General features: G+C 59.4%; 19 protein-coding genes. 5 read left to right on the forward strand and 14 right to left on the reverse strand.

Annotation, left to right across the window (positions count from 1 at the left end):
- Positions 1–13 precede the first annotated feature (13 nt).
- From JOE29_RS15990 to JOE29_RS16015, 6 genes are all read right to left on the reverse strand, one after another.
- Complete coding sequence (locus tag JOE29_RS15990; protein WP_003409726.1) at positions 14–1,786, reverse strand: ABC transporter substrate-binding protein; 1,773 nt, start codon at positions 1,784–1,786, stop codon at positions 14–16.
- Between the two features lie 84 nt (positions 1,787–1,870).
- A complete protein-coding gene (locus tag JOE29_RS15995) occupies positions 1,871–2,143 on the reverse strand; it encodes a DUF2160 domain-containing protein (RefSeq protein ID WP_003415748.1) in 273 nt (90 codons plus the stop codon).
- A 12-nt stretch (positions 2,144–2,155) separates the two neighbouring features.
- On the reverse strand, positions 2,156–2,956 hold the full coding sequence (locus tag JOE29_RS16000; RefSeq protein ID WP_003315280.1) for a carbohydrate ABC transporter permease: 801 nt from the start codon (positions 2,954–2,956) through the stop codon (positions 2,156–2,158).
- A 10-nt stretch (positions 2,957–2,966) separates the two neighbouring features.
- Positions 2,967–3,833, reverse strand: coding sequence for a sugar ABC transporter permease (locus tag JOE29_RS16005; protein ID WP_002552729.1), 867 nt, complete (start codon positions 3,831–3,833; stop codon positions 2,967–2,969).
- Positions 3,826–4,941, reverse strand: coding sequence for an ABC transporter ATP-binding protein (locus JOE29_RS16010; RefSeq protein ID WP_003390667.1), 1,116 nt, complete (start codon positions 4,939–4,941; stop codon positions 3,826–3,828). The genes JOE29_RS16005 and JOE29_RS16010 overlap by 8 nt, the downstream gene beginning before the upstream one ends.
- Positions 4,941–6,035, reverse strand: a complete 1,095-nt coding sequence (locus JOE29_RS16015; RefSeq protein WP_003315283.1) for an ABC transporter ATP-binding protein — start codon at positions 6,033–6,035, stop codon at positions 4,941–4,943. Before JOE29_RS16015 ends, JOE29_RS16010 begins: the two co-directional genes overlap by 1 nt.
- A 299-nt stretch (positions 6,036–6,334) precedes the next feature.
- Here JOE29_RS16015 and JOE29_RS16020 point away from each other — a divergent pair, with 299 nt between their 5' ends.
- The gene (locus JOE29_RS16020) at positions 6,335–8,188 is read left to right on the forward strand and encodes a sigma-54-dependent Fis family transcriptional regulator (RefSeq protein ID WP_024664903.1); all 1,854 of its coding nucleotides are present in this window, start codon (positions 6,335–6,337) and stop codon (positions 8,186–8,188) included.
- 106 nt (positions 8,189–8,294) lie between these two features.
- On the opposite strand, the gene cysS is transcribed toward JOE29_RS16020, so the two are convergent.
- Both cysS and JOE29_RS16030 read right to left on the reverse strand, forming a co-directional pair.
- Entirely contained in the window at positions 8,295–9,677 is a 1,383-nt protein-coding gene (gene cysS / locus JOE29_RS16025) for a cysteine--tRNA ligase (RefSeq protein WP_003315286.1), read from the reverse strand.
- A gap of 24 nt (positions 9,678–9,701) precedes the next feature.
- Positions 9,702–11,396: a glutamine--tRNA ligase/YqeY domain fusion protein gene (locus JOE29_RS16030; RefSeq protein WP_004418525.1), complete on the reverse strand. Its 1,695-nt coding sequence runs from the start codon at positions 11,394–11,396 to the stop codon at positions 9,702–9,704.
- A gap of 207 nt (positions 11,397–11,603) precedes the next feature.
- Between JOE29_RS16030 and JOE29_RS16035 the strand changes: the two genes are divergently transcribed.
- Together JOE29_RS16035 and lpxH are read left to right on the forward strand one after the other, a co-directional pair.
- Positions 11,604–12,107 carry a peptidylprolyl isomerase gene (locus JOE29_RS16035; protein WP_003390678.1) on the forward strand — a complete coding sequence of 168 codons (504 nt, stop codon included), beginning with the start codon at positions 11,604–11,606 and terminating at the stop codon, positions 12,105–12,107.
- Entirely contained in the window at positions 12,104–12,850 is a 747-nt protein-coding gene (gene lpxH / locus JOE29_RS16040) for a UDP-2,3-diacylglucosamine diphosphatase (protein ID WP_044311698.1), read from the forward strand. The genes JOE29_RS16035 and lpxH overlap by 4 nt, the downstream gene beginning before the upstream one ends.
- 189 nt (positions 12,851–13,039) lie before the next feature.
- On the opposite strand, the gene JOE29_RS16045 is transcribed toward lpxH, so the two are convergent.
- The 5 genes from JOE29_RS16045 to JOE29_RS16065 all read right to left on the reverse strand — a co-directional run bounded on the left by JOE29_RS16045 (position 13,040) and on the right by JOE29_RS16065 (position 17,728).
- Positions 13,040–14,599, reverse strand: coding sequence for a DHA2 family efflux MFS transporter permease subunit (locus tag JOE29_RS16045; protein WP_256216349.1), 1,560 nt, complete (start codon positions 14,597–14,599; stop codon positions 13,040–13,042).
- A 42-nt stretch (positions 14,600–14,641) separates the two neighbouring features.
- The gene (locus tag JOE29_RS16050) at positions 14,642–15,850 is read right to left on the reverse strand and encodes an HlyD family efflux transporter periplasmic adaptor subunit (RefSeq protein ID WP_003390683.1); all 1,209 of its coding nucleotides are present in this window, start codon (positions 15,848–15,850) and stop codon (positions 14,642–14,644) included.
- A gap of 72 nt (positions 15,851–15,922) precedes the next feature.
- A complete protein-coding gene (locus JOE29_RS16055; RefSeq protein WP_057406769.1) occupies positions 15,923–16,411 on the reverse strand; it encodes a MarR family transcriptional regulator in 489 nt (162 codons plus the stop codon).
- A 150-nt stretch (positions 16,412–16,561) separates the two neighbouring features.
- Complete coding sequence (gene miaE, locus JOE29_RS16060) at positions 16,562–17,173, reverse strand: tRNA isopentenyl-2-thiomethyl-A-37 hydroxylase MiaE (RefSeq protein WP_003368536.1); 612 nt, start codon at positions 17,171–17,173, stop codon at positions 16,562–16,564.
- An 84-nt stretch (positions 17,174–17,257) separates the two neighbouring features.
- Positions 17,258–17,728, reverse strand: coding sequence for a DUF1289 domain-containing protein (locus JOE29_RS16065; RefSeq protein WP_002554470.1), 471 nt, complete (start codon positions 17,726–17,728; stop codon positions 17,258–17,260).
- A gap of 402 nt (positions 17,729–18,130) precedes the next feature.
- On the opposite strand from JOE29_RS16065, the gene acnB reads away from it, so the two are divergent.
- Together acnB and mntP are read left to right on the forward strand one after the other, a co-directional pair.
- On the forward strand, positions 18,131–20,731 hold the full coding sequence (gene acnB, locus JOE29_RS16070; protein WP_074953024.1) for a bifunctional aconitate hydratase 2/2-methylisocitrate dehydratase: 2,601 nt from the start codon (positions 18,131–18,133) through the stop codon (positions 20,729–20,731).
- Positions 20,732–21,010: 279 nt separating this feature from the next.
- Complete coding sequence (gene mntP / locus JOE29_RS16075; RefSeq protein WP_003318883.1) at positions 21,011–21,583, forward strand: manganese efflux pump MntP; 573 nt, start codon at positions 21,011–21,013, stop codon at positions 21,581–21,583.
- An 86-nt stretch (positions 21,584–21,669) separates the two neighbouring features.
- Here mntP and JOE29_RS16080 read toward each other — a convergent pair whose 3' ends face one another.
- Positions 21,670–26,526: an NAD-glutamate dehydrogenase gene (locus JOE29_RS16080; protein ID WP_016567604.1), complete on the reverse strand. Its 4,857-nt coding sequence runs from the start codon at positions 26,524–26,526 to the stop codon at positions 21,670–21,672.
- Between the last annotated feature and the right edge of the window lie 207 nt (positions 26,527–26,733).

Raw genomic sequence — 26,733 nt, forward strand, 5'->3', positions numbered from 1 at the left:
CCTCGACAAAACCTTACTTCTTGGCTGCCTCCCAGCTTTTCAGCAGGTCAGCGTAGGCGATGGTTTCACCCTTGGGTTTCTCGTTGGCCAGCTTACGCTGTGGCGCGAGGAACTTGCCGTTGCTCTCTTCGGCCTTCTTGTACCAGGCTTCTGCAGTGGTTTCCGGGTTCATCTTCGGCGCACACTTGCTGGCTTCCTGAACCTTGGAACGCTCGATGCGCGTCATGATTGCATCCTGGTCCTTGGCCAGACCGTCGAGGGCCTCCTGCGCAGTCTTCTCGCCGGTGACCGCCTCGGCCACATGGCTCCACCACAGCTGTGCCAGCTTCGGATAGTCAGGCACATTGGTGCCGGTAGGCGACCATTGCACGCGTGCCGGGCTGCGATAGAACTCCACCAGACCACCCAGTTTAGGCGCCAGCTCGGTCATCTCCTTGGAATTGATATCCGACTCGCGAATCGGCGTCAGGCCAACGATGGTTTTCTTCAGCGAAACGCTTTTCGAGGTCACGAATTGCGCATACAGCCAGGCGGCCAGGCGCTTTTTCTCGTCGGACGACTTCAGGAACGTCCATGAACCAACGTCCTGATAGCCGAGCTTCATGCCTTCTTTCCAGTAAGGGCCTTTTGGCGAAGGCGCCATGCGCCACTTCGGCGTGCCGTCAGCATTCATCACCGGCAGGCCTGGCTTGGTCATGTCGGCGGTAAAGGCGGTATACCAGAAGATTTGTTGCGCGACGTTACCCTGCGAAGGCACCGGTCCGGATTCGGAGAAGGTCATGCCCGCAGCTTCCGGCGGCGCATAGGCTTTCAGCCAGTCGATGTATTTCTGTGTGGCGAACACTGCCGCCGGGCCGTTGGTGTCACCACCCCGGGTAATGCTGGAGCCGACCGGATGGCAGTCTTCGACGCGAATACCCCACTCGTCCACCGGCAGACCGTTAGGCAAACCCTTGTCGCCGCTGCCGGCCATGGAGAACCAGGCATCGGTGAAACGCCAGCCCAGTGACGGGTCTTTCTTGCCATAGTCCATGTGACCAAAGACTTTCTTGCCGTCGATCTCCTTGACGTCTTCGCTGAAGAACTTGGCAATGTCCTCGTAAGCCGACCAGTTGACCGGAACGCCCAACTCATAGCCGTACTTGTCCTTGAATTTCTTTTTCAGGTCGGGACGTTCGAACCAGTCGGCACGGAACCAGTACAGGTTGGCGAACTGCTGATCAGGCAGCTGATAAAGCTTGCCGTCTGGAGCGGTGGTAAACGAGGTGCCGATGAAGTCTTTCAGGTCCAGCGTCGGCGAGGTGACTTTACTGCCTTCCGGACTGGCCATCAGATCCGTCAGAGACAGGGCCTTGCCGTAGCGGAAGTGCGTACCGATCAGGTCCGAGTCGTTGACCCAGCCGTCATAGATGCTCTTGTCCGACTGCATGGCGGTCTGCAGTTTTTCGATGACATCGCCTTCCTGCAACAAGTCATGGGTGACTTTGATACCGGTGATTTCAGTGAACGCCTTGGCCAGGGTCTTGGATTCGTATTCATGGGTGGTCAGGGTTTCCGACACCACCTTGATGTCCATGCCACGAAACGGCTTGGCAGCTTCGATGAACCACTCCAGCTCTTTCAATTGCTCGGCATCGGAAAGCGTGCTCGGCTTGAACTCGCTCGCCGCCCACTTCTTCGCCGCATCTTCGTACTGATCCGCCCATGCCGACACACTCAACCCGCTGAGCATGATCATGGTCGCCAGCGTCACGCTATGTTGCAGCTTGTTTTTCTTATTGAACATAGTCATCTCCAGGTTGCTTTCATGTAGTCCCGCTTTTCCAATGCCGCCGACCGGATCACCCCGGCAACCGCGCCCGGCCGCTCTCTAACCCCATCGCATCACCACCAACAGCCACACCAGGGAAGCCCCCGAAGCGATCCAGATGCTCCAGTCCGTCGCGCCGATTACCAGCAAATGCAGATAAGCGCTGCCCAGAAGCCCAATGAAAAGACGGTCGCCACGGGTGGTGGCAATCGGCAAAAAACCACGACGCTCGATACTTGCCGAGCGCAATTCCCATACGGTCATCCCTGCCAGCAGCAGCGCAATGCTGATAAAGAAGGCCGCAGTGGGCAGTGTCCAGGACATCCACTCCATTTTTTCGACTCCTCAGACACGACCAAGAGCAAAGCCCTTGACCACATGGTTGCGAACGAACCAGATCACCAGCATGCCCGGCAGAATGGTCAACACCCCTGCCGCCGCCAGCACCCCCCAATCGATACCCGATGCCGACACGGTGCGGGTCATCACCGCAGCGATCGGCTTGGCGTTCACCGACGTCAGGGTGCGCGCCAGCAACAGCTCGACCCAAGAGAACATGAAGCAGAAAAACGCGGTGACGCCGATACCCGAACCAATCAGTGGAATGAAAATCTTCACGAAAAACTTGGGAAAGCTGTAACCGTCGATGTAGGCCGTTTCGTCGATTTCCTTGGGAACGCCGGACATGAAGCCCTCCAGAATCCATACAGCCAGCGGAACGTTGAACAGGCAGTGCGCCAGTGCCACGGCGATGTGCGTGTCAAACAGGCCGATGGACGAATACAGCTGGAAAAACGGCAGCAGGAAGACTGCCGGTGGCGCCATGCGGTTGGTCAGCAGCCAGAAGAACAGGTGCTTGTCGCCGAGAAAACGATAGCGTGAAAACGCGTAGGCTGCCGGCAATGCGACGCTTAGCGATATCACGGTATTGAGGCACACGTAGTACAGCGAGTTGAGGTAGCCGCTGTACCAGCTCTCGTCGGTGAAGATCACCTTGTAGTTGGCCAGGGTGAAATCCTGCGGCCACAGGGTCAGGCCACCGAGGATCTCGGTATTGGTCTTGAACGACATGTTGATCAGCCAGTAGATCGGCACCAGCAGAAACAACAGGTAAATCCACAGCGGTATGATTTTGCGCAGACTCATGACCAGCCCCTCAATTCTTTTCGCTGTGAGTCATGGCGGTGTAGAACACCCATGACACCAACAGAATGATCAGGAAATACACCAGCGAGAACGCGGCCGCAGGCCCTAGGTCGAACTGCCCGAGCGCCATGGTGGTCAGGGTCTGACTGAGGAAGGTGGTGGAGTTACCCGGCCCGCCACCGGTCAGCACGAACGGCTCGGTGTAGATCATGAAGCTGTCCATGAAGCGCAACATCACCGCAATCAGCAGCACGCTTTTCATTTTGGGCAACTGGATATGCCGGAAGATCGCCCAGCCTGACGCACGATCGATACGCGCCGCCTGGTAATACACATCCGGAATCGCCCGCAGCCCCGAATAGCAGAGCAAGGCCACCAGCGAGGTCCAGTGCCAGACATCGATGACCAGCACCGTCACCCAGGCATCCGAGGCATTGGCGGCGTAGTTGTAGTTGATGCCCAGCACGTTGTTCAGCGTGTAACCCAGCAAGCCGATATCACCACGGCCGAAGATCTGCCAGATAGTGCCGACTACGTTCCACGGGATCAGCAGTGGAATGGTCATCACGATCAGGCACAACGACGACCAGCGCCCCTTGGTCGGCATGGTCAGGGCAATCGCGATGCCCAGCGGAATCTCGATCAGCAGTACGCAGCCCGAATAGATGAACTGACGCAACAGCGAGTCGTGCAGTCGCGGGTCCTGCAAGACCTGCCGGAACCAGTCGGTGCCGACGAAATAACGGCTGGACTGATCGAAAATGTCCTGCACCGAATAGTTGACCACGGTCATCATCGGGATAATCGCGCTGAATGCCACCAGCAGAAACACCGGCATCACCAGCCACCAGGCCTTGTTGTTCTGAACCTTACGCATGGGACACCTCACTGGCAGGGCCGGCTTCGATCAGGTAATCATCTGCATAGAGCATCAGCCATTGCCCCGGAAAGCTGATCCAGGCCTGGCCTTGCGGCACCGGTTTGTCTTCCTGCAGACGCACCTTCAGCAGTTGTCCGGCCAGTTTCAGGGTGATGATCTTGTAAGTGCCGAGGTCTTCCACATAGGTCACGTCGGCGCACATCGCATCGTCGTAAGGCCCGTCCCAGACATGCACGAACTCAGGACGAATACCCACTTTCAGAGTTTTCCACGGCGTATTGGCGAGCTTCTGCTGCAACGACTCAGGCAGCGGCAGGTGAATATCGGCAAAACCGACGCCGCCCGGCTGCGGCGTGACATCAATCAGATTCATCCCCGGGCTGCCGATGAAATAGCCGACAAAGGTATGCGACGGCTTTTCAAACAGCTCCCGCGGCGTGCCGAACTGGACGATCTGTCCGCCATACATCACGGCGATCTTGTCGGCGAAGGTCGACGCCTCCAGTTGATCGTGGGTGACGTAAACCATGGTGATATTGAACTGCTCGTGGATCTGCTTGAGCTTGCGCCGCAGTTTCCACTTCAGGTGCGGGTCGATCACGGTCAGCGGTTCGTCGAAGAGGATCGCCGACACGTCATCGCGCACAAGCCCGCGACCCATAGAGACCTTCTGCTTTTCGTCCGCACTGAGGTTGCGCGCCTTCTTTTTCAGCAGCGGCTGCAGGTCCAGAACATCGGCAATTTCGTTGACCTTGATGAGAATCCGCGCCTCGTCCATGCCCTGATTGCGCAATGGAAAGGCCAGATTGTCGAACACCGTCATGGTGTCGTAGATCACCGGAAACTGGAAAACCTGAGCGATGTTACGGCGCTCAGGAGGCAGCTCATTGACCACTTTCGAGTCAAAAAGCACCTGCCCCTGCGACGGACTGAGCAGGCCGGAAATGATATTGAGCAGGGTTGACTTGCCACACCCGGAAGGCCCGAGCAGCGCATAAGCACCGCCCTGCTCCCAGACGTGACTCATCTCGCGAATTGCATAGTCGTCAGGACCAGGCTTGGCGCTGTAGCTGTGCGCGAGGTTCTGCAAGCGGATCTCGGCCATCAGGCAACCCTCGCCATACGCAGGCCCGGCGCCTGAATCAGGCCGCCCTGCTGATCGAATACAAACAATTTGTGGGTCGGGATGTACACCCGGATCGCCGCATCGACGTCGTAGGCATGCACGCCCGGCAGATGCAGGACCAGTGAGAACAGCTCGTTGCGCACATGCAGGAAGGTTTCCGAACCACTGATTTCCGCCAGCTCAACAGTAACCGCCAGCTCCAGATCGTCATCGTTGGACGGCACCAGGCTCAAATGGCTGGGGCGCACGCCGAAACGATACTCGCCATCGCCGACGGCACGCAGGTCGACGTTGAGCGGGAAGTGCACGAAATTGGCGAAGCTGACTTCATTACCCTCTATACGGCCCGGCATGAGGTTGATCGGCGGTTCGGAGAACAGCTCGGCGGCCAGCACAGTCGCAGGTCGATGATAGACCTCGGGGGTCTTGCCGCTCTGTACCACCCGCCCTTCATGCAGGATGGTGGTGGTGCCGCCCAGCGCCAGCGCTTCATTGGGCTCGGTGGTGGCGTAGATGGCGATGGTATGGCGAGCGGCAAACAGCTCGCGCATTTCCTGACGCAGCTCTTCGCGCAACTTGTAATCGAGGTTGACCAGCGGTTCGTCGAAGAGGATCAGCTCGGCGTCCTTGACCAGCGCCCTGGCCATCGCGGTGCGCTGCTGCTGCCCACCGGACAGTTCGAGGGGATGGCGTTGCAGGAATTTTTCGATGCGTAGCATCTTCGCGGTTTCCTGCACCCGGCTGTGGATCACGTCTTTGGAAAGACCCGCCTGGCGCAGCGGCGAAGCGATGTTTTCGAACACCGTCATGCTCGGGTAATTGATGAACTGCTGATAAACCATCGAGACGTTGCGCAGGCGAACCGGACGATTGGTGACATCGACTCCGTTCATCAGCACTCGCCCGCTATCCGGCTTGTCCAGCCCGGCCATCAGGCGCATCAGGCTGGTTTTGCCGGACAGGGTGCGCCCCAGCAGAACGTTGAATGATCCCGGCTCAAAGCTCAGGGAAGCGTCGTCGATCCAGACCTGGCCATCGACGGCGCGACTGACATGCTCCAGCGTGAGTGACATGGCGTGCCCTTTGTTGTTTTTTTCTTAAGGGTGAATGCGTGACTGTTTGCAGATAGCGACATTCGTGCCAGCTCAGGCAAATTGCCGGTGAAGCCCGAAACAGAGCGTTCGCCCGTATTCAGGGGACGAAACGCCTTTCACAGCTGAACAATAATGAACAGAAAATACTGAACACTTGAACAAAATGAACATTGACTTTGAACAAAACTGAACGACACTGGACGGACGTTGCGGGCAAGGATGGTCACGCCGACGGGACCTAAAAACAAAAACAATACGTCATATTCGCAGGCATCCTCATGTCTCAAACCAGCGCTTCGCTTGCTCACGACATCATCGTTCAGGATTCATGGACCCGTTGCCGGGACTTCGGCCTCAGTCATCAGACGCGCCCGTCATTCGGCCAATTACCGGGGGCGGAGGTTTCCAGGTTGCTGGAGCGCCATAACGGACTGGTACAGACCACCCATCAGGAGGTCCTGCCGGTCTACGAAAACATTCTCAGCAACTCCAGCTGTTTGATTCTGCTGGCCGACCCTCAAGGTCAGTTGCTCAAGTCATGGGGGGCGCAGCGCTTCGTCGAATCGTCCCAGGCTCAGGGCTTCATGCCAGGTGCCAGCTGGAGCGAGCGCGGCACGGGCACCAATGCCATCGGCACAGCGCTGGCCTGCGAGCAGGCCATTCATATCGAACCGGACGAGCATTTCCTCAAGGCCAACCGCTTCATGACCGGTTCGGCCTCACCGATCTTCGATGCTGATAGGCGCATCATTGCCGTGCTGGATGTGTCCAGTGACAGCTTCCTGCCACCCTCGCACACGCTGGGCATGGTCAAGATGATGAGCCAGTCGGTGGAAAACCGCCTGATCCTCGACCAGTTTCGCGACTCCCACTTCCAGCTGATCTTCAATACCGGTCTGAACAACCTCGACAGCCAGTGGGCCGGCCTGCTGATTTTTGACGAAAGTGGCCAGATCCTGTGCGCCAATCGGCGTGCCGACACTTTGCTGGGGACGGCTCCGGCCGGTGCCAGCATCGAGACGCTGTTCAAATGTCCGATCCTGCAATTGCTCAGCGAAACCGAAGCGCGTCCGTTTGCGCTGCATGCATTTGGCAACAATCGCTTTCAATGCCTGCTCAAGCGTCCGACTCGCAAACCATTGAAGCTGCATTGCGTCCAGGCTGCGCAAGTGCCTGCTGCACCACGAAACCTTGATCTGCAGGCGATCAGCCTGGGCGATGAGAAGGTCGAGAAGGCTGTGCGTCAGGCGCAGCGGCTGCTGGAAAAAGACATCCCGCTGCTCATTCATGGTGAAACCGGGGTCGGCAAGGAAGTCTTTGTCAAAGCCCTGCATCAGGCCAGTGCGCGCGCCAGCCAGCCGCTGATCGCGGTCAATTGTGCGGCGATCCCGGCCGAACTGGTCGAGGCCGAGCTGTTTGGCTATGAAAGAGGCGCCTTCACCGGGGCCAACCAGAAAGGCAGCATCGGCCTGATCCGCAAGGCCGACAAAGGCACGCTGTTTCTGGATGAGGTGGGCGACATGCCGATGCCGGTGCAGGCGCGACTGCTGCGTGTGCTGCAAGAGCGCTGCGTTCAGCCATTGGGCAGCAGCGAGTTGTATCCGGTCGATATACGGCTGATTTCAGCCACCAACCGAGGCCTGCGCGATCAGGTCCAGGCGGGGCTTTTTCGCCAGGATCTTTATTACCGGATCAGCGGCCTGAGCATCGAACTCCCACCCCTGCGCGAGCGGACGGACAAACATGCGCTTGTCCAGCGAATCTGGGAGCGGCACCGTGATGCTCATCAGCGCGCGGGCTTCTCCAGAGAAGTGCTTGAGTTGTTCGAGCGTCACCCCTGGCCGGGCAACCTGCGCCAGCTCAACAGTGTGATTCAGGTAGCACTGGCACTGGCCGACGAACAGCCGATCGGCACTGACCATCTGCCCGAGGACTTTCTGCTCGATGCTCACGCGTATGAAGAATGCCGTGCCCCGGTCAGGACTCAGGAGTCGGCCACGCGCCTTCACTCAAGCGAAGACCTCGGCCAATTGTTTCAAGCGGCAGGCGGGAATATTTCACAGCTGGCCAAACGTCTGGGCGTCAGCCGCAACACGCTGTACAAGCGGTTGCGGGAGCAGCGGATCGTTTAGTGTTTGACGCTCGGCAGGCCGCACATCATCGAGGACAGGACGCGGTGCGTCCAGAACAGCATGCCCACGCGAGTGGGCACGATAGTGTTTCAGGGATAGTCCTTGATCAGTCCGCCAGACGCCAGGTGGTGCCGCCCTTGCCGTCTTCCAGCAGCACGCCCATGGCGGTGATCTGGTCGCGGATACGGTCGGACTCAGCCCAGTCTTTCGCGGCACGCGCAGCCAGACGCGCCTGAATCAGCGCCTCCACTTCAGCCGCATCGACCCGCCCTTCCGCGCCAGCGCGCAAAAAGTCGTCGGCTTCGAGTTGCAGGACACCCAGCACGCTGGCCAGTTGCTTCAAGCGCGCCGCCAGACCCGCCGCTGCTGCGATATCGGATTCGCGCAGACGATTGATCTCGCGAACCATCTCGAACAGCACCGCACAGGCTTCAGGCGTACCGAAGTCATCGTTCATCGCCGTGCTGAAACGCTCGACGAACGCCTCGCCACCCGCAGGTTCGGCGACCGGCAGGCCCTTGAGCGCGTGATAGAACCGCTCCAGTGCCGCTTTCGACTCACGCAGGCTGTCTTCGGAATAGTTGATCGCGCTGCGGTAGTGGCTCGACACCAGCAGGTAACGCACCACTTCCGGGTGATATTTTTCCAGCACGTCGCGAATGGTAAAGAAGTTGTTCAGGGACTTGGACATCTTCTCGCCATTGATGCGAATCATGCCGCAGTGCAACCAGGCATTGGCGTAGGTCTTGCCGGTGGCCGCTTCGCTCTGGGCGATTTCGTTTTCATGGTGCGGAAACTCGAGGTCGCTGCCGCCGCCATGAATATCGAAGGTCTCGCCCAGGCAGCAGGTCGACATCACCGAGCACTCGATATGCCAGCCTGGACGTCCTGCACCCCAGGGCGACTCCCAGCTCGGCTCGCCCGGCTTGACGCCTTTCCAGAGCACGAAGTCCAGCGGATCTTCCTTGGACTCGTCCACTTCAATGCGAGCACCGATGCGCAGGTCTTCGATCTTCTTGCGCGACAGCTTGCCGTAACCCTGAAACTTGCCGACCCGATAATACACATCGCCATTACCCGGTGCGTAGGCATAGCCCTTGTCGATAAGGGTCTGGATCATGGCGTGCATGCCAGGGATATGATCGGTGGCACGCGGCTCCATGTCCGGCTTTAGGATATTGAGGCGCGCCTCGTCCTCGTGCATGGCATCGATCATGCGCGCGGTCAGTGCGTCGAACGACTCACCGTTTTCCCGCGCCCGGTTGATGATCTTGTCGTCGATATCGGTGATGTTGCGCACATAGGTCAGTTCATAACCACTGAAACGCAGCCAGCGCGTCACCAGATCGAACGCAACCATGCTGCGGCCATGGCCCAGGTGGCAGTAGTCGTACACGGTCATCCCGCAGACATACATGCGCACCTTGTTGCCATCCAGCGGCTTGAAAACTTCTTTGCTCTTGGTGAGCGTGTTGTAGATAGAAAGCACGTGCTCCCCCTCAAACGTACAGCATCAGGTCCAGGAATCCCGCAACGTCACGGTGCGGTTGAAGACAGGTCGACCAGGTTTGGAGTCCTTGATGTCCGCGCAGAAATAACCTTCGCGTTCGAACTGGAAACGGTCTTCCGGTTGCGCTTGGCCCAACGAGGGCTCGGCGCGACAACCGGTCAGTACTTGCAGGGAGTCCGGGTTGATGTTGTCCAGAAAGCTTGCGCCCTCTTCGGCTTTTTCCGGGTTCGGCGAACGGAACAGGCGATCGTACAGACGCACTTCGCACTCTACGCTCTCGGCTGCCGGCACCCAGTGCACGACGCCCTTGACCTTGCGGCCCTCTGGGTTCTTGCCCAACGTTTCCGGGTCGTAGGAGCAACGCAGCTCGACGATGTTGCCGTCGGCATCCTTGATCGCTTCATCGGCGCGGATCACATAGCTGCCACGCAAACGCACTTCACCGTTCGGCTCCAGACGCTTGTAGCCTTTCGGCGGCTCTTCCATGTAATCGTCGCGGTCGATGTAGATCTCCCGCGAGAACGGCAGCTCGCGTACACCGAGGTCTTCTTTCGGATGGCGCGGCAACTCCAGCTTCTCGACCTGGCCTTCCGGATAATTGGTGATCACGACTTTCAGCGGGCGCAGTACACACATGGCGCGCGGCGCGCTGTGGTCCAGGTCGTCGCGGATGCTGAATTCGAGCATGCCGAAATCGACCACGCCGTCGGAGCGGTTGGTGCCGATCATTTCGCAGAAATTGCGAATCGATTTTGGCGTGTAGCCACGGCGACGGAAGCCCGACAGCGTCGACATGCGCGGGTCATCCCAACCACTGACGTGCTTCTCGTCGACCAGTTGCTTGAGCTTGCGCTTGCTGGTGATGGTGTAGTTCAGGTTCAGGCGCGAGAACTCATACTGACGAGGCTTGCACGGCACCGGCAGGTTATCGAGGAACCAGTCGTACAGCGGACGATGGCTCTCGAACTCCAGGGTGCAGATCGAGTGGGTGATGCCTTCGAGGGCATCCGACTGACCATGGGTGAAGTCATAGATCGGATAGATGCACCACTTGTCGCCGGTCTGATGGTGATGCGCGTGACGAATGCGGTAGATGATCGGATCACGCAGGTTCATGTTCGGCGAGGCCATGTCGATCTTGGCGCGCAATACACGCGCGCCATCCTCGAATTCGCCGGCTTTCATGCGCGCGAACAGGTCGAGGTTTTCCTCGACGCCACGCTCGCGGAACGGACTGTTCTTGCCCGGCTCGGTCAGGGTGCCGCGATATTCGCGCGCCTGCTCGGGGGTCAGATCGTCCACATAGGCCTTGCCTGCCTTGATCAGCTCGACCGCCCAGTCGTGCAACTGGTCGAAATACTGCGAGGCGTAGCGCACTTCGCCCGCCCACTCGAAGCCCAGCCACTTGACGTCACTCATGATGGCGTCGATGTATTCCTGGTCTTCCTTGGCCGGGTTGGTGTCATCGAAACGCAGGTGCGTATCGCCACCGAACTCCTTGGCCAGACCGAAGTTCACGCAGATCGACTTGGCGTGACCGATGTGCAGGTAGCCATTGGGCTCCGGCGGAAAGCGGGTCACGATTTTGCTGTGCTTGCCCGAGTCCAGGTCTGCCTGCACGATAGGACGCAGGAAATTGGTCGGTACGGCTGGACCTGCCTTTGAATGGGCAGCGGGTTCTGGAGTGGGCTTGCTCATAGGATCCTTGGACATACGTGCGCGGCCAGGGTAGGCCGACTAAATCAAAGCGCTTATCATAGCCGAAGCTGTCAAGTCCCTGACAACAGACTGCGTATTTGAAGGCATAAAAGCTGCAAAAGCGCTGAAAAATGTAACCTCGTCTGTAAACTGCGCGTCAGGGTCATAATCTGCCCATTCATGCATGACTAGAGAGCGACTTCCCAAATGCCTAATGTAAAACTGACTACCAACCACGGCGACATCGTGCTGCAACTGAACGAAGAAAAGGCGCCGCAGACCGTTGCCAACTTCATCGAATACGTTAAAGCCGGCCACTACGAGAACACGGTTTTCCACCGTGTGATCGGCAACTTCATGGTTCAGGGCGGCGGTTTCGAGCCTGGCATGAAAGAAAAGAAAGACAAGCGCCCGAGCATTCAGAACGAAGCCGACAACGGTCTGCCGAACAAGAAGTACAGCGTCGCCATGGCCCGCACCATGGAGCCGCATTCGGCCTCTGCGCAGTTCTTCATCAACGTCGCTGACAACGCCTTCCTGAACCACAGCGCCAAGACCGTTCAGGGCTGGGGTTACGCTGTATTCGGTGAAGTGATCGAAGGCACTGACGTGGTCGACAAGATCAAAGGCGTGGCGACTTCCAGCAAGGCCGGCCATCAGGACGTCCCGGTAGAAGACGTGATCATCGAGAAAGCCGAGATCGTTGAGTGATACTGCTGATCTCCGATCTGCACCTTGAACAGGAGCGCCCGGACATTACCCGGGCGTTTCTGGATCTGCTCGCAGGACGCGCTCGCGAAGCCGAGTCGCTGTACATCCTCGGGGATTTCTTTGAAGTCTGGATCGGTGACGATGCGATGTCGCCGTTCCAGCTTTCGATCTGCAAGGCCCTGCGCGAATTGAGCGACAGCGGCACACGAATTTTTCTGATGCACGGCAACCGTGATTTCATGCTCGGCAAGGGTTTCTGCAAAGCAGCGGGCTGCACGCTGCTGAGTGACCCCAGCGTCGTGCAGTTGAACGGTGAGCCGGTGCTGCTGATGCACGGCGACAGTCTGTGCACGCGCGATGAAGGCTATATCCGGATGCGTCGCTATCTGCGCCATCCGCTGACGCTGTTCATTCTGCGCCATTTGCCGCTGGGCACTCGGCACAAGCTGGCGCGCAAGTTGCGTAGTGAGAGCCGTGCGCAAACCCGTATGAAAGCCAATGATATTGTCGATGTGACGCCGGACGAGGTGCCGCGGATCATGCAGCAGTTCGGTGTGCGTACGTTGGTCCACGGTCACACTCATCGTCCGGCGATTCATAAGTTGCAGATTGGCGATCAGGCGGCCAGACGCATTGTGTTGGGTGACTGGGATCGTCAGGGCTGGGTGTTGCAGGTGGATGAGCAGGGTTTCAATCTGAGTTCGTTCGACTTTGTGCCCGAGACGCTTGCGCTGTTGAATTGATGATGCGGGATCGCGTGAACTGACCCCGAAAAGCTGGACGGTTGACTATCGTTCCCATGCTCCGCGTGGGAATGCAGTTCGTGACGCTCTGCGTCACATAGCGGTTCTGCGTCGTCAGTGCCATCGCGGTTGAAAAAGCACTTTAGAGCAGTTTGGCCAAAGGCACGGTTCAGATAGGCGCACAAGAAACTAGTGCCCGCCCCCTGCCGCAGGCCCGGCCTTGGCGGCGAATGGGGGTTTGGCCAGCCAGACGAGCAGGATCAGTCCTGCGAATATCCAGCCCAGCAGGTAGAAGTAATCCACGGTGGACATCATGTAGGCCTGGGCGTTGAGGGTGCGTTCCAGTTGCGCGTAGGCTTGTGGGCTCGCGCCGCCCAGGCTGTCGAGGGCGTGGCGGGTGGCGGGGTCGAAGGTGCTGATGTTTTCGCTCAGGTAGGCATGATGCTGGTTGGCGCGGCGGATCCAGATCCAGGTGGTCAGCGAGGCTGCGAAGCTGCCGCCCAGGGTGCGCAGGAAGGTTGCCAGTCCAGATCCATCGGCGATCTGATTGGGCGGCAGGTCGGACAGCAGAATACTCAGAGTGGGCATGAAGAACAGCGCCACGCCGATGCCCATGAACAGTTGCACCATCGCCACGTGTTCGAAATCCACGTCGGTGTTGAAGCCTGCACGCATGAAGCAGCTCAGCCCCATCGCCAGGAACGCCAGCCCGGCCAGTAGACGCAAGTCGAACTTGTGCGCGTACTTGCCGACAAAGGGCGACATCAGCACCGGCAGAATACCAATCGGCGCGACGGCCAGCCCCGCCCAGGTCGCGGTATAGCCCATCTGGGTCTGCAACCACTGCGGCAAGATCAGGTTGATGCCGAAGAAGCCGGAATAGCCGCCGATCATGACCAGTGTGCCGATGCGGAAATTGCGGTAGGCAAACAGGCGCAGGTTGACGATCGGGTGCTTGTCGGTCATTTCCCAGATGACGAAGAAGGTCAGCGCGACCAGCGAAATCAGCGAGCCGAAGATGATGAAGTTCGACTCGAACCAGTCCAGATCATTACCCTTGTCGAGCACTATCTGCAGCGCGCCCACACCGATAATCAACGCCAGCAGGCCAATGTAGTCCAGCGGCTGACGGGCTGTGCTGACCGGCCTTTTGGCCATCTGGCTACGTACCACCAACACAGCGAACAGGCCGATGGGGATGTTGATGAAGAAGATCCACGGCCAGCTATAGCTGTCGGTGATCCAGCCACCGAGGATCGGCCCGGCAATGGGTGCCACCACCGTCACCATCGCCAGCAATGCCAGGGCCATGCCCCTTTTGGCGGGCGGGTACACCGCAATCAGCAGAGTCTGACTCATCGGGTACAGCGGGCCGGCGACCATCCCCTGCAGCGCCCGGAAGCCCACCAGTTCCGGCATGGACTGGGAAATGCCGCACAGAAACGAAGCGATCACGAACAGAATGGTGGCCCACAGGAACAGCTTGACCTCACCGAAGCGACGACTGAGCCAGCCGGTCAGCGGCAAGGCAATCGCGTTGCTGACCGCAAACGAGGTGATCACCCAGGTACTCTGCTCCGAACTGACCCCCAGGTTGCCGGCGATGGTCGGCAGCGCCACGTTGGCAATCGTGGTATCGAGCACCTGCATAAAGGTCGCCAGCGACAGACCGATGGTGCACAGCAGCAGGCTTGGCGGGGTAAAAGAAGCGGGGGCGTTGTTGCTCATCGCGAATCCCTGAAGACGAATGCGACACCCCGGCCGGCAGGCCGGGGCTCACGGATTAGCGGTTCAGCGCTGAACGGCAGTCTTGCCACCGGGCGCACTGTTCTCGTGAATCAGGCGGGCGATCAGCGCGTCGGCGTCAGCCAGTTGCTCGGTGTACACCTGAGTGCTGAAAGCGGCCTGCTTGCGCGGCTGTTGCGCCAGGACCGGACCGCTCTGGTCGTGCAGGTTGACCTCAACCGTGGTCGACAGGCCGATGCGCAATGGGTACTTCGCCAGCTCTTCAGGATTGATGTGCACCCGCACCGGCACACGCTGGACAATCTTGATCCAGTTGCCAGTGGCGTTCTGCGCAGGCAGCAATGCAAAGGCACTGCCGGTGCCGGCCCCCAGGCTGTCGATGGTGCCGTTGTACTTCACATCGCTGCCATACAGGTCGGAGCTGATCTCCACCGGCTGACCAATGCGCATCTTGCCCAGTTGGGTTTCCTTGAAGTTGGCATCGATCCACAACTGGTCCAGCGGAATGACCGCCATGGTTGCAGTGCCCGGTTGAATGCGCTGCCCCAACTGCACGGTGCGCTTGGCGACGTAACCGGTGACCGGTGCCACCAGCGTCGAACGCGCGTTGGCCAGGTAGGCCTGACGCAACTGCGCGGCGGCGGCCTTGACGTCCGGGTGCGAGGACACCACGGTGTCATCGACCAGTGCCACGCTAGTGCTCAACTGCTGCTGAATGTTGTTCAGGGCGCTCTGCGCGCTGGTCAGGCTGTCTCTGGCGTGCGACAGCTCTTCCTGGGAAATCGCCCCGCCGGCTGCGAGGCTGCGACGACGGTTGTAGTTGTCCTGAGCGGTCTGCACCGCAGCACGCTGTGCGGCCAGCTGCGCTTTCATGCCATCGACGTTGCTGTAGAGGCCGCGCACCTGGCGCACAACCTTGCCCAGATTGGCCTCGGCGCTTTGCAGCGAGACTTCGGCATCGCTCGGGTCGAACTTGAGCAGAACCTGCCCTGCGTGCACCAGATCACCATCGTCCGCACCAATACTGATGACGGTTCCGGTGACCAGCGGGGTGATTTCGACCACGTTGCCATTGACATAGGCGTCGTCGGTCTCTTCGCTCCATTGGCCGTAGATCTCGTACCAGGCCCAGATGCCCAGTGCGAGGATCACCACGACAATGGCAAGCCCGATCAGCATGAACTTGCGCTTGCCGGACTTCGGCTCCTGTTCAGGAGCCGGGGCAGATGTGTTTTCAGCGGCAGCAGTGGCCATGGCAGTTACCTTTAATCAGCGAAGCGACGGAACGACGGCGATCAGGCTCACGCCTGCCAATGCGTCGGCCGCTCAGCGTTTAGCTTTGGGGTTGAAGCTCAAACGAGTCAGGGTGATGTGGTCATCAGCCGCCACCAGCACCTTGGTGAGAATTCTGTTCAGGCTCTCGACCTCTTCACTGTCGAGCGCCGCGAACGTGTCGTTCATCGCGTCCGCGCCAATCTGCGGCAGCAGATCGCAGAGCGCCTGCCCCTGCTCGGTCAGCGCCAGACGCACCTGACGACGATCCGTCGCGGAGCGCTGGCGCACCACCAGCCCTTTCTGTTCCAGGCGATCGAGCATGCGGGTCATCGAACCGCTGTCCAGCGACAGGTGCCGACACAATTCCACGGGGGTATCGGTAGAAAACTGGGCAATGATGATCAGCACCTTGAACTGCGCGAACGTCACGTCATAGGGCAGCAGGTACTTGTCGAGCATGCGGTCTTTGAGCGCATTGGTACGACCGACCAGCAGCCCGATAAGGCTGGATTCAAAATTGTCGGGGCTGAAATGTTTCATGAACTGACCCAGATAGCTGCCTAAGCAGTGATTGCAAAATATTACTGCCTAGGCAGCCGTTGTCAAAGCATTTATTAGCTTGCTTACTAAATGCCCATAAAAAAACGACCGCTGGCAAGACGGTCGTTTTTGGAGGGAACGCGAGAGGAATCAGGCGGCGACAGGTACGCCACTGTGAAAACGGAACTCTTCGTCAGGGCTTTCGATCAGCTCACGCTCGGCCAGACGGATCTCCTCGATCTTGGCATCGACATCAGCCTTGTCGCCGTAGCTGTAAGCCAGCTTGAGGTAGTCCTGAAAGTGCCGCGCTTCGGACTTGAGCAGACCGCCATAGAATTTGGCCAGCTCTTCGTCCAGATGCGGCACCAGCGCGGCGAAGCGCTCACAGGAACGAGCTTCGACGATGGCACCGACGATCAGCGCATCGGTCAGCCGGTACGGGTTGTGATTGCGCACCAGCTTGCGCAGAGCTCCGGCATAGCGGGCCGAGCTGATGTTGGCCATGGGGATCTGGCGCTTTCTGATGATGCTGATGACTTGCTCGAAATGGCGCAGCTCTTCCCGGGCCAGACGTGACATCTTGCTCAACAGGTCGAACTTGTCGTTGTACTGAAACATGAACTGGAACGCAGCCCCGGCGGCCTTCTTCTCGTTGTTCGCATGGTCGATCAGCAGGATGTCCAGATTGCGCAGCGCGGCCTGGACCCAGCTGTCGGGTGTGCGGCAAAGCAGAAAGGCTTCGATTTCAGGGATCGGGTACATAGGCTCACAGAATGACGGAGAGGCACGGCCGCGCATTATACGAGCAGTAACGATGCCTCGCGACACAAAAGCATGCCGGGTGTGTCAGGCGCCGAATGCGTCGCGCAGAAACCCTGGCGCGATATAGCGCTGATAGTGCGCCTCGGACAGCAGGAAAAACTCGCGGTCGATCGCATCGCGCAGTTCCGGCAGCGTCCAGTCGCGAAACTCCGGCAACAGCACGAAACCGTAGGCCTCGACCTGGCTGATGACCCGCGCGCCACGGGCGATCAACTGGTAAGCCCAGCAATATTCGGACTGGTGCGGCACAAAGCGGATCTTGCGCTGGGTGAGCTGCGCACGCAGCTTGTCGGCATCGAAGACTTCGAGCTTGGCAGTCATCACCTGGACCAGCAGTTGCTCCAGACGCAGCCAGACGGCTCTTTTTTCGTCTTCGTTGTAGCCGTTCCAGTGGATGACCTCGTGGTGGAAGCGCTTGCAGCCACGGCACACCAGATCCCCGTAAACAGTGGAGCAAAGGCCGACGCAGGGGGTTTTGATAATGTAATCGGGCATGTCAGGCAGGACTGGGGAAGGCGAAACAAGGGCTCATGTTAGCCCTTTGTCTAAGCAAGTTCACCCCCGAAGATGTAGGGGCTAACTTACCTTTGGCAAAGTTTTGGCGTAGAATCAGCGAGCCTTTTAAGGCGCCAATGTCCGTTGGAAGCTGTTTTCAAAGCGTCACGAGCACAGTCAAGTTAATCCCGCAGTGCGGCGTCGACAGGCCATTCCCTCATCACGAATGGCCGTGTCGACCGCCACTCCCCCCGCCCTGCAGGCGTAAAACTTTGAAAACAGCTTCTGTTAGGAATCACCGACACCCTGCCAACAAGGCTCAATAAGCCTTGCGTGGGTACGGGCGATTTCTGGATGAGCGTCCCGGACACCCATTTGGGACCACTGATGAGGGTTAATACTGTGCTTGAAGCCTACCGTAAACATATCGAAGAGCGTGCCGCCCAGGGCATCGTGCCCCAGCCGCTTAACGCCGAACAAACTGCAGGCCTGGTCGAGCTGCTGAAGAATCCCCCGGCTGGCGAAGAAGCTTTCCTTGTCGATCTGATCACCAATCGCGTTCCGCCAGGCGTTGACGAAGCTGCCTACGTCAAGGCCGGTTTCCTGTCTGCCCTGGCCAAGGGCGAAGCCACTTCTCCCCTGATCGACAGAAAACGCGCCACCGAACTGCTCGGCACCATGCAAGGTGGCTACAACATCGTCACCCTGGTTGAACTGCTCGACGACGCCACCCTAGCGCCGGTCGCTGCCGAGCAACTCAAGCACACCCTGCTGATGTTCGACGCCTTCCACGATGTGGCCGAAAAAGCCAAGAGCGGCAATGCGCACGCCAAGGCTGTTCTGCAGTCCTGGGCTGACGGCGAGTGGTTCAAGAAGCGCCCGACGCTGGCCGACAAGATCAGCCTGCGCGTCTTCAAGGTCACCGGCGAAACCAACACCGACGACCTGTCCCCTGCCCCTGATGCCTGGTCGCGCCCGGACATCCCGCTGCACGCGCTGGCAATGCTGAAAATGGCCCGTGAAGGCATCGTCCCTGACGTGCAGGGCGCCATCGGCCCGATGAAGCAGATCGAAGAAATGCGCGGTCAGGGCTTCCCGATTGCCTACGTCGGTGACGTGGTCGGTACCGGTTCCTCGCGTAAATCGGCGACCAACTCGGTACTCTGGTTCTTCGGCGACGACGTCCCTTACGTCCCGAACAAGCGTGCCGGCGGTTTCTGCTTCGGCAGCAAAATTGCTCCGATCTTCTACAACACCATGGAAGATGCGGGCGCTCTGCCAATCGAATTCGATGTCTCGAACATCAACATGGGTGACGTGATCGACGTCTATCCCTACGCTGGCAAGGTCTGCAAGCACGACAGCGACGAAGTCATCACCACCTTCGAAATGAAGACCCCGGTGCTGCTCGACGAAGTCCGCGCTGGCGGCCGTATTCCACTGATCATCGGCCGTGGCCTGACCAGCAAGGCGCGCGCCGAACTGGGCCTGCCGGAGTTCGACCTATTCAAGACACCTGACCAGCCAGCCGAAAGCACCAAGGGCTACACCCTAGCGCAGAAGATGGTCGGCAAGGCATGCGGCGTAGCGGGCGTTCGTCCGGGTACCTATTGCGAACCGAAGATGACCACCGTCGGTTCCCAGGACACCACTGGCCCGATGACTCGCGACGAACTGAAAGACCTGGCGTGCCTGGGCTTCTCGACCGATCTGGTCATGCAGTCGTTCTGTCACACCGCGGCCTATCCGAAGCCGATCGACGTCAAGACGCACCACACGCTGCCTGACTTCATCATGACCCGCGGCGGCGTTTCCCTGCGTCCGGGCGACGGCATCATCCACAGCTGGCTGAACCGCATGCTGCTGCCCGACACCGTCGGTACCGGTGGCGACTCGCACACCCGCTTCCCGATCGGTATCTCCTTCCCGGCCGGTTCCGGCCTGGTGGCGTTCGCTGCTGCAACGGGCGTCATGCCGCTGGACATGCCTGAATCGATCCTGGTTCGCTTCAAGGGCAAGATGCAACCTGGCATCACCCTGCGCGACCTGGTTCACGCCATTCCTTACTACGCGATTCAGGCTGGCCTGCTGACCGTAGAGAAGAAAGGCAAGAAGAACGCATTCTCCGGTCGTATCCTGGAGATCGAAGGCCTCGACAACCTGAGCATCGAACAGGCTTTCGAGCTGTCCGACGCCTCTGCCGAACGTTCGGCTGCCGGTTGCACCATCAAGCTGGCCAAAGAGCCGATCATCGAATACCTGAATTCGAACATCACCCTGCTGCGCTGGATGATCGAACAGGGCTACGGTGATCCTCGCACCCTGGAGCGTCGTGCTCAGGCGATGGAAGCCTGGGTTGCCAATCCAGAGCTGCTGGAAGCCGACAAGGACGCCGAGTACGCCGAAATCATCGAAATCGATCTGGCCGACGTCAAGGAGCCTGTGCTCTGCGCGCCGAACGATCCGGACGATGCACGCCTGCTGTCTTCGGTACAGGGCGAGAAGATCGACGAAGTGTTCATCGGCTCCTGCATGACCAACATCGGCCACTTCCGCGCTGCGGGCAAGCTGCTGGATCAGGTCAAGGGCCAGCTGCCGACGCGTCTGTGGCTGTCGCCGCCGACCAAGATGGACGCTCACCAGTTGACCGAGGAAGGCTACTACGGCATCTACGGCAAGGCTGGCGCACGCATGGAAATGCCGGGCTGCTCGCTGTGCATGGGTAACCAGGCACGCGTGGAACCGAACGCGACCGTGGTGTCGACGTCGACCCGTAACTTCCCGAACCGTCTGGGTGACGGCGCGAACGTCTACCTGGCCTCGGCCGAGCTGGCGTCCGTTGCCTCGATTCTGGGTCGTCTGCCGACGGTCGAAGAGTACATGGGCTACGCCAACCAGATCGACACCATGGCAGCGGACGTGTACCGCTACCTGAGCTTCGATCAGATCGCCGAGTTCCGTGAAGCCGCTGCGAACGCCAACATCCCGGCTGTTCAAGTGTAAGCACGAAAGCAGGCATCAGAAGAACCCCATCCTCGTGATGGGGTTTTTTTTGCCCTCACTCGGCCCCGTACATATATTTTTCACATTCACATGGCTATAGTGGCGGCCCTTGTTGGGGAGTAGCCTGCTCTTGACTCCGGTCACAGAGCGTTCGTATCAACATTCTCGGCAGCATGCCGTGGTGCGAACACCTTCTGGTTGGCGAGACCAACGATGCATCCATGCCTAAAGTCGGGCGTGTGGTTGCGTCGTTGACTCATAGCCCGACTGGATATAACCGTGAACCCGATTTCCCTCCTCTTTCTCGCGCTTGCCATGTCCACGGACGCCTTTGCTGCGGCCCTCGGTAAAGGAGCAAGCCTGCATAAACCGCGCTTTCTCGAAGCGTTGCGCACGGGCCTCATATTCGGCGCCATCGAAACCATCACGCCGGTCATCGGCTGGGGCATTGGCCAGGTGGCTGCGCGCTTCGCCGAGAGCTGGGACCACTGGATCGCCTTCACCCTGTTGCTGGTGCTCGGCCTGCACATGATCTACAACGGCATCAAGCACGACGATGACGAAGAGCAGGAAAAGCCGGGGCAGCATTCTTTCTGGATTCTCGCCGTTACCGCATTCGCCACCAGTATCGATGCACTGGCAGTCGGCGTAGGCCTGGCGTTTGTCGACGTCAATATCGTGGTTGCCGCCCTGGCCATCGGCCTGGCGACCACGGTCATGGTCACCATCGGCGTGATGCTGGGCCGGGTGCTGGGCACCATGGTCGGCAAACGCGCTGAAATCATTGGCGGTATCGTGTTGATCGTGGTGGGGGCGACGATTCTTTACGAGCACCTGTCTGCGGCGCAGTAAGCGGCTGATCGAACCTATCAGTCAGGCATAAAAAAACCCGCATCTTTCGATGCGGGTTTTTTATGGGTACAGCTTTTACAGCCTGGTTACACGGTAATGCCCTGCCCGCTCATGGCCAGGTCCAGCAGTTCGCGGTTGGCAACGGCGTACATCGCGTAATCCGTGCCGCTTGCCGCACGCAGCTCGACCAGCATGGCACGCCAGCGCTCGACCATCAGCGTGTGCTGCTCCAGCCACAGGGCCAGACGCGCATCGATTTCCGAAGGACCATCGGCCATCTGCAGAACCGACACGGTGATTGCCCGCTGTTGCCAGTCGACATCGTCCCGGAACGCTTCACGCGCCAGCGCCTGCCAGTTGTTTTCCACCGGCAGACTGCTGATCTGCTGCAGGTACCAGGTAATGTCCAGCGCACTGCCGACGGCGAAGTATGCCTTGGCGACGTCGGCAGCATTCTGCCCGGTCACGTCGGAGGCTTCGATGATTGGCAACAGTGTGTACAGATGCGTCGTACCGGCGACCATGCGCGCCAGCAGTTCCGGCACACCGGCTTCGACATACGCCTGATAACGCGTTTGCCAGATCTCGCGGGTCGGACCTTCCAGCAGCTCGTCAAGCTTGAGGCCCAGTGCAGCGAGGTGCGGACCGAAGTGCGCTACGTCACGACCGGCGTCCAGCTCATTGCGACGGCTACGCAGGAACCAGCGCGTTGCACGACGCCCCAGACGCATCAACTCGTCCATCAGCGCCAGCTGGACTTCGGCCGAAACCTTGTAGTCCAGTGCCTCGATCTGACGGAACCAGTGCGGCAGGTGGAAGATGTCACGCACGATCACGTAGGCACCGGCCACCGCAGCAGCGCTCATGCCGGTCGACTCTTTGAGCCGCTGCACGAAGGTGATGCCCATGTGGTTGACCAGATCGTTGGCGATCTGCGTGCTGACGATCTCGCGCTTCAGGCGATGGCCGCGCATGGCCGTGGAAAACTTGGCGCCCAGCGAAGGCGGGAACGCGGTTTCCATATCACGCGCCAGATAGTCGTCATCCGGCACACGGGATTCCAGCAACGCTTCCTTGAGGTCGATCTTGCTGTACGAGATCAACACCGACAGCTCGGCACGACTCAAGCCCTGCTTGGCCGCAATCCGCTCGGCAATCTGCTCTTCAGCGGGCAGGAACTCGATGGCGCGATCAAGCTTGCCACGTGCCTCCAGGTCACTCATCAGGCGCTTGTATTCGGCAATCCGCTCGTAGGCGCGACGGGCTGCCAGCGACAACGCCTGGGTCTGCTTGTAGTTGTTGCCCAGCACCAGGTGACCGACTTCGTCGGTCATGCTTTCGAGCAGCTGATTGCGCTGCTTCTCGGTCATGTCACCGGCCTGCACCACTTCGTTGAGCAGGATCTTGATGTTCACTTCGTGGTCGGAGCAGTCCACACCGCCCGCGTTGTCGATGAAGTCGGTGTTGGTCGCGCCGCCATTGAGGCCGAACTCGACACGGCCCAGCTGGGTCATGCCCAGGTTGCCGCCCTCGCCCACCACCTTGCAACGCAGCTCGTTGCCGTCGACGCGCAGCGCATCGTTGGCCTTGTCGCCGACATCAGCGTGCGACTCATCGCTGGACTTCACGTAGGTGCCGATACCGCCGTTCCACAACAGATCGACCGGTGCCTTGAGCAAAGCGTTCAGCAATTCGGTCGGGGTAAGCTTGTCAGCCTTGATGTCGAAGCGCGCCTTCATCTGTTCGGTGATGGCGATACTTTTCAGGCTGCGCGGGAAGATCCCGCCGCCAGCGGACATGATGCTGGTGTCGTAGTCGGTCCAGGACGAGCGCGGCAGATTGAACAGGCGCTGACGCTCTGCAAAGCTGGTGGCCGGGTCCGGATTCGGATCGATGAAGATGTGCAGGTGATTGAACGCTGCGACCAGTTGCAGCTTGTCAGACATCAGCAGGCCGTTGCCGAACACGTCACCGGCCATGTCGCCGATACCGATCACGCTGATGCTGTCCTGCTGCACATTGATGTCGCGTTCACGGAAGTGACGCTGCACGCCCACCCATGCGCCCTTGGCGGTGATGCCCATCTTCTTGTGATCGTAACCGGCAGAACCACCGGAAGCGAAGGCGTCGCCCAGCCAGAAGCCGTAGTCGATGGCAATGCCGTTGGCGATGTCGGAGAACGTTGCCGTGCCCTTGTCGGCGGCCACCACCAGATAAGGGTCATCATCGTCATGACGCACGACGTTGACCGGCGGCACCAGCGCGCCTTCCTTAAGGTTGTCGGTGATGTCCAGCAGCCCGGAGATGAAGATGCGGTAGCAAGCGATTGCCTCGGCCTGCACTTCGTCGCGGTTGCCGGTGGTCGGCAGGCGACGCGGCACGAAGCCGCCCTTGGCACCTACCGGCACAATGACCGAGTTCTTAACCTGCTGGGCTTTTACCAGGCCCAGCACTTCGGTACGGAAGTCTTCCTCGCGGTCCGACCAGCGCAGGCCGCCACGCGCCACGTTGCCGAAGCGCAGATGCACGCCTTCGACACGCGGCGAATAAACGAAGATTTCAAACTTGGGCACCGGCTTGGGCAGTTCGGGAATCAGGCGCGGGTTGAACTTGAAGCTGAAATAGCTCTTGCTCTGCCCGTTGGCATCGGCCTGATAGAAGTTGGTCCGCAGCGTGGCTTTGATCAGGTCCAGATAACGACGCAGGATGCGGTCTTCGTTGAGCACCTGCACGTCGTCCAGCGCAGTCAGAATCGCCTGTTCCAGACGCAGCTGCTTGTCGTCGAGATCGTCGGAACCCAGCTTGCGCGCCAGATAGAAGCGGGTCTTGAACAGACGCGTCAGCTCGCGGGCGATGTCGGTGTGGTTGTTCAGCGTGGTGGCGATGTAACCCAGGTCAAAGCCCAGACGAATCTGCTTCAGATAACGCGCATAGGCACGCAGCAGCGCCACATCGCGCCACGGCAGGCCGGCGGTGAGCACCAGACGGTTGAACGCATCGTTTTCGGCATCGCCGCGCACGATGTGCACGAACGCATCCTGAAGGGTGTCATTGAGCTGCTGGATATCGAGGTTCAGTCCTTCGCCGTAGGTGAAGGCGAAATCGTGAATCCAGAACTCGCGACCGTTGGCATGGTGCAGGCGGTACGGGAACTCGCCCAGCACGCGCAGGCCAAGATTTTCCAGAATCGGCAACACGTCGGACAACGCCAGCGGTGTGTCGGCGTGATACAGCTTGCAATGCAATTGCTGGCGGCCACCGGCCAGCGGCTGGTAGAAGCTCATCACCAGCGGATTGGCTTCGCTGAGGCTCAGTACGTGCTGCATGTCGACGACTGCCGAATGCGCCGCAAAGCGCTCGCGGTAGCCCGCCGGGAAGCCTTTCGGGAAGTCGGCCAGCACGTTGGTGCCGTGGGCTTCACCGAAGCTTTCGACCACCAGACTGGCGTAGTCGTCCTTCCACGAACGGCACGCCTGAATAACTTCGTTTTCCAGTTGGGCGACGTCGATGTCCAGGTTGATCTTCGGGTCTACGCGCAGAATCAACTGCACACGCGCCAGCACCGATTCAGAGAAGAACGTCCAGAACTCGCAATCGCTGGCCTTGAGGCGGTCCATCAGGACCTGCTGGATCTTCTGGCGTACTTCGGTGGAATACACGTCGCGCGGCACATAAGCCAGGCAGTAGCAGAAACGGCCGTACGGGTCCTTGCGCAGGAACACGCGAATCTTGTTGCGCTCCTGAATCTGCACGATGGACATGACCGTGGTGAACAATTCGTCCACCGGCGTCTGGAAAAGGTCGTCACGCGGCAGTACTTCGACCACCTGCGCCAGTTCCTTGCCCAGGTGCGCCTTGGCGTCGAAACCGGAGCGACGCTCGACCTCGGCGACCTTGCGACGGATGTACGGAATCTGCCGCACGCTCTCGCCATACACCGACGAGGTGTACAGGCCCATGAAACGACATTCCTTGATGACCTTGCCCGACGCGTCGATCTGACGGATCGAAACGTAATCCGGGTACGCCGGACGGTGCACGCGGCTTGGATGCGCCGCCTTGGCAAACGACAGCAACACCGGTTCCTGCAGGTATTTCACCGCGTAATCTTCGATGTGCAGTTCTTCGCGGGTCAGGCCGGGGCGCAGCAGGCGGGTCAGCCCGAGGAAGGACGACTCGTCGTACACCAACTGGCCGCCTTCGGCGTCGTTGCGCACTTCGAACTCTTCGTAACCGAGGAAGGTGAAGTGGTTGTCCACCAGCCATTGCAGGAAGACCTTGATCTCGGCCTTTTCCTCGACATCGGTGTTGGACTCGTTGGCATCGATACTGGCCAGCAACTCATGCAGACGCGCTTTCATCGGCCCGAAATCTTCGACGACCGCGCGTACTTCGCCAAGTACCTGCTCCAGCTCGCGCGCCAGCACGTTCAACTCGCTGACGTTGGCGCAGCGGTCGATCTCCAGGTACATCAGCGATTCCTGCAGCACGTCGTCGCCAGTGGTGCCCTTGGGCAGCAGCTCAAGCAATTCGCCAGCAGCCCCGCGACGCACGCTTAGCACGGTGGTCTGCAGGGTGTGGATGCTATAGCCGCGGCGGTTCAGCTCGGTACGTACGGAGTCGACCAGAAACGGAAGATCATGATGCAGCACTTCAACGGCGGTATGAGTCGATTGCCAGCCGTGGCGCTCGTAATCGGGGTTGTAGACCCGGACCTGCGGGTGAGCATGTTCGAAACGCTCCAGCAGGCGCCACGCGGACAAGGTGCAGCCTGCCAGGTCGGAGAGCCGCCGCTGGGTGAGTTCGTCGAGAGAAATGATGCCGAAGAATTGCTCGGCAAACAGCGCCACTTGTGGCAGTGCCTGTTCGCTGATGTGCTGAGCCAGTGCCGCTTGCAGTTGATGCTGGAAGTCGGCCTTGCTGGCTGCGGTGAAGAACGCCATCTGTGGTACTCCGCTTTGGCTTTTATTGGGGAGGCTTGAAGAAGGTGTTGAAACCAGGGTGCCCTTGCAGTCAATCGCGTGGGCATCACCTGATCGAGTGTAAAGCTAAAGTAGTAACGCGCGCTGTGTCAGGGTAGTCACATTTGTATAGCGCGGTGAAAAAACGCTACGCGCACCCGACACCGTACACCACTTGTCCGTCATGCA

Source organism: Pseudomonas sp. PvP009 (assembly GCF_017832995.1).
GTDB classification, from domain to species: Bacteria; Pseudomonadota; Gammaproteobacteria; order Pseudomonadales; family Pseudomonadaceae; genus Aquipseudomonas; species Aquipseudomonas syringae.

Coding starts and splice junctions, on each gene's coding strand:
- miaE (WP_003368536.1), bottom strand. CDS start 17,173: ATGTACCCGATCCCTGAAATCGAAGCCTTTCTGCTTTGCCGCACACCC.
- JOE29_RS16015 (WP_003315283.1), bottom strand. CDS start 6,035: ATGTCACTCACGCTGGAGCATGTCAGTCGCGCCGTCGATGGCCAGGTC.
- JOE29_RS15995 (WP_003415748.1), bottom strand. CDS start 2,143: ATGGAGTGGATGTCCTGGACACTGCCCACTGCGGCCTTCTTTATCAGC.
- JOE29_RS16020 (WP_024664903.1), top strand. CDS start 6,335: ATGTCTCAAACCAGCGCTTCGCTTGCTCACGACATCATCGTTCAGGAT.
- JOE29_RS16010 (WP_003390667.1), bottom strand. CDS start 4,941: ATGGCCGAGATCCGCTTGCAGAACCTCGCGCACAGCTACAGCGCCAAG.
- JOE29_RS16005 (WP_002552729.1), bottom strand. CDS start 3,833: ATGCGTAAGGTTCAGAACAACAAGGCCTGGTGGCTGGTGATGCCGGTG.
- JOE29_RS16000 (WP_003315280.1), bottom strand. CDS start 2,956: ATGAGTCTGCGCAAAATCATACCGCTGTGGATTTACCTGTTGTTTCTG.
- JOE29_RS16035 (WP_003390678.1), top strand. CDS start 11,604: ATGCCTAATGTAAAACTGACTACCAACCACGGCGACATCGTGCTGCAA.
- JOE29_RS15990 (WP_003409726.1), bottom strand. CDS start 1,786: ATGTTCAATAAGAAAAACAAGCTGCAACATAGCGTGACGCTGGCGACC.
- JOE29_RS16065 (WP_002554470.1), bottom strand. CDS start 17,728: ATGCCCGATTACATTATCAAAACCCCCTGCGTCGGCCTTTGCTCCACT.
- JOE29_RS16030 (WP_004418525.1), bottom strand. CDS start 11,396: ATGAGCAAGCCCACTCCAGAACCCGCTGCCCATTCAAAGGCAGGTCCA.
- JOE29_RS16080 (WP_016567604.1), bottom strand. CDS start 26,526: ATGGCGTTCTTCACCGCAGCCAGCAAGGCCGACTTCCAGCATCAACTG.
- JOE29_RS16050 (WP_003390683.1), bottom strand. CDS start 15,850: ATGGCCACTGCTGCCGCTGAAAACACATCTGCCCCGGCTCCTGAACAG.
- JOE29_RS16055 (WP_057406769.1), bottom strand. CDS start 16,411: ATGAAACATTTCAGCCCCGACAATTTTGAATCCAGCCTTATCGGGCTG.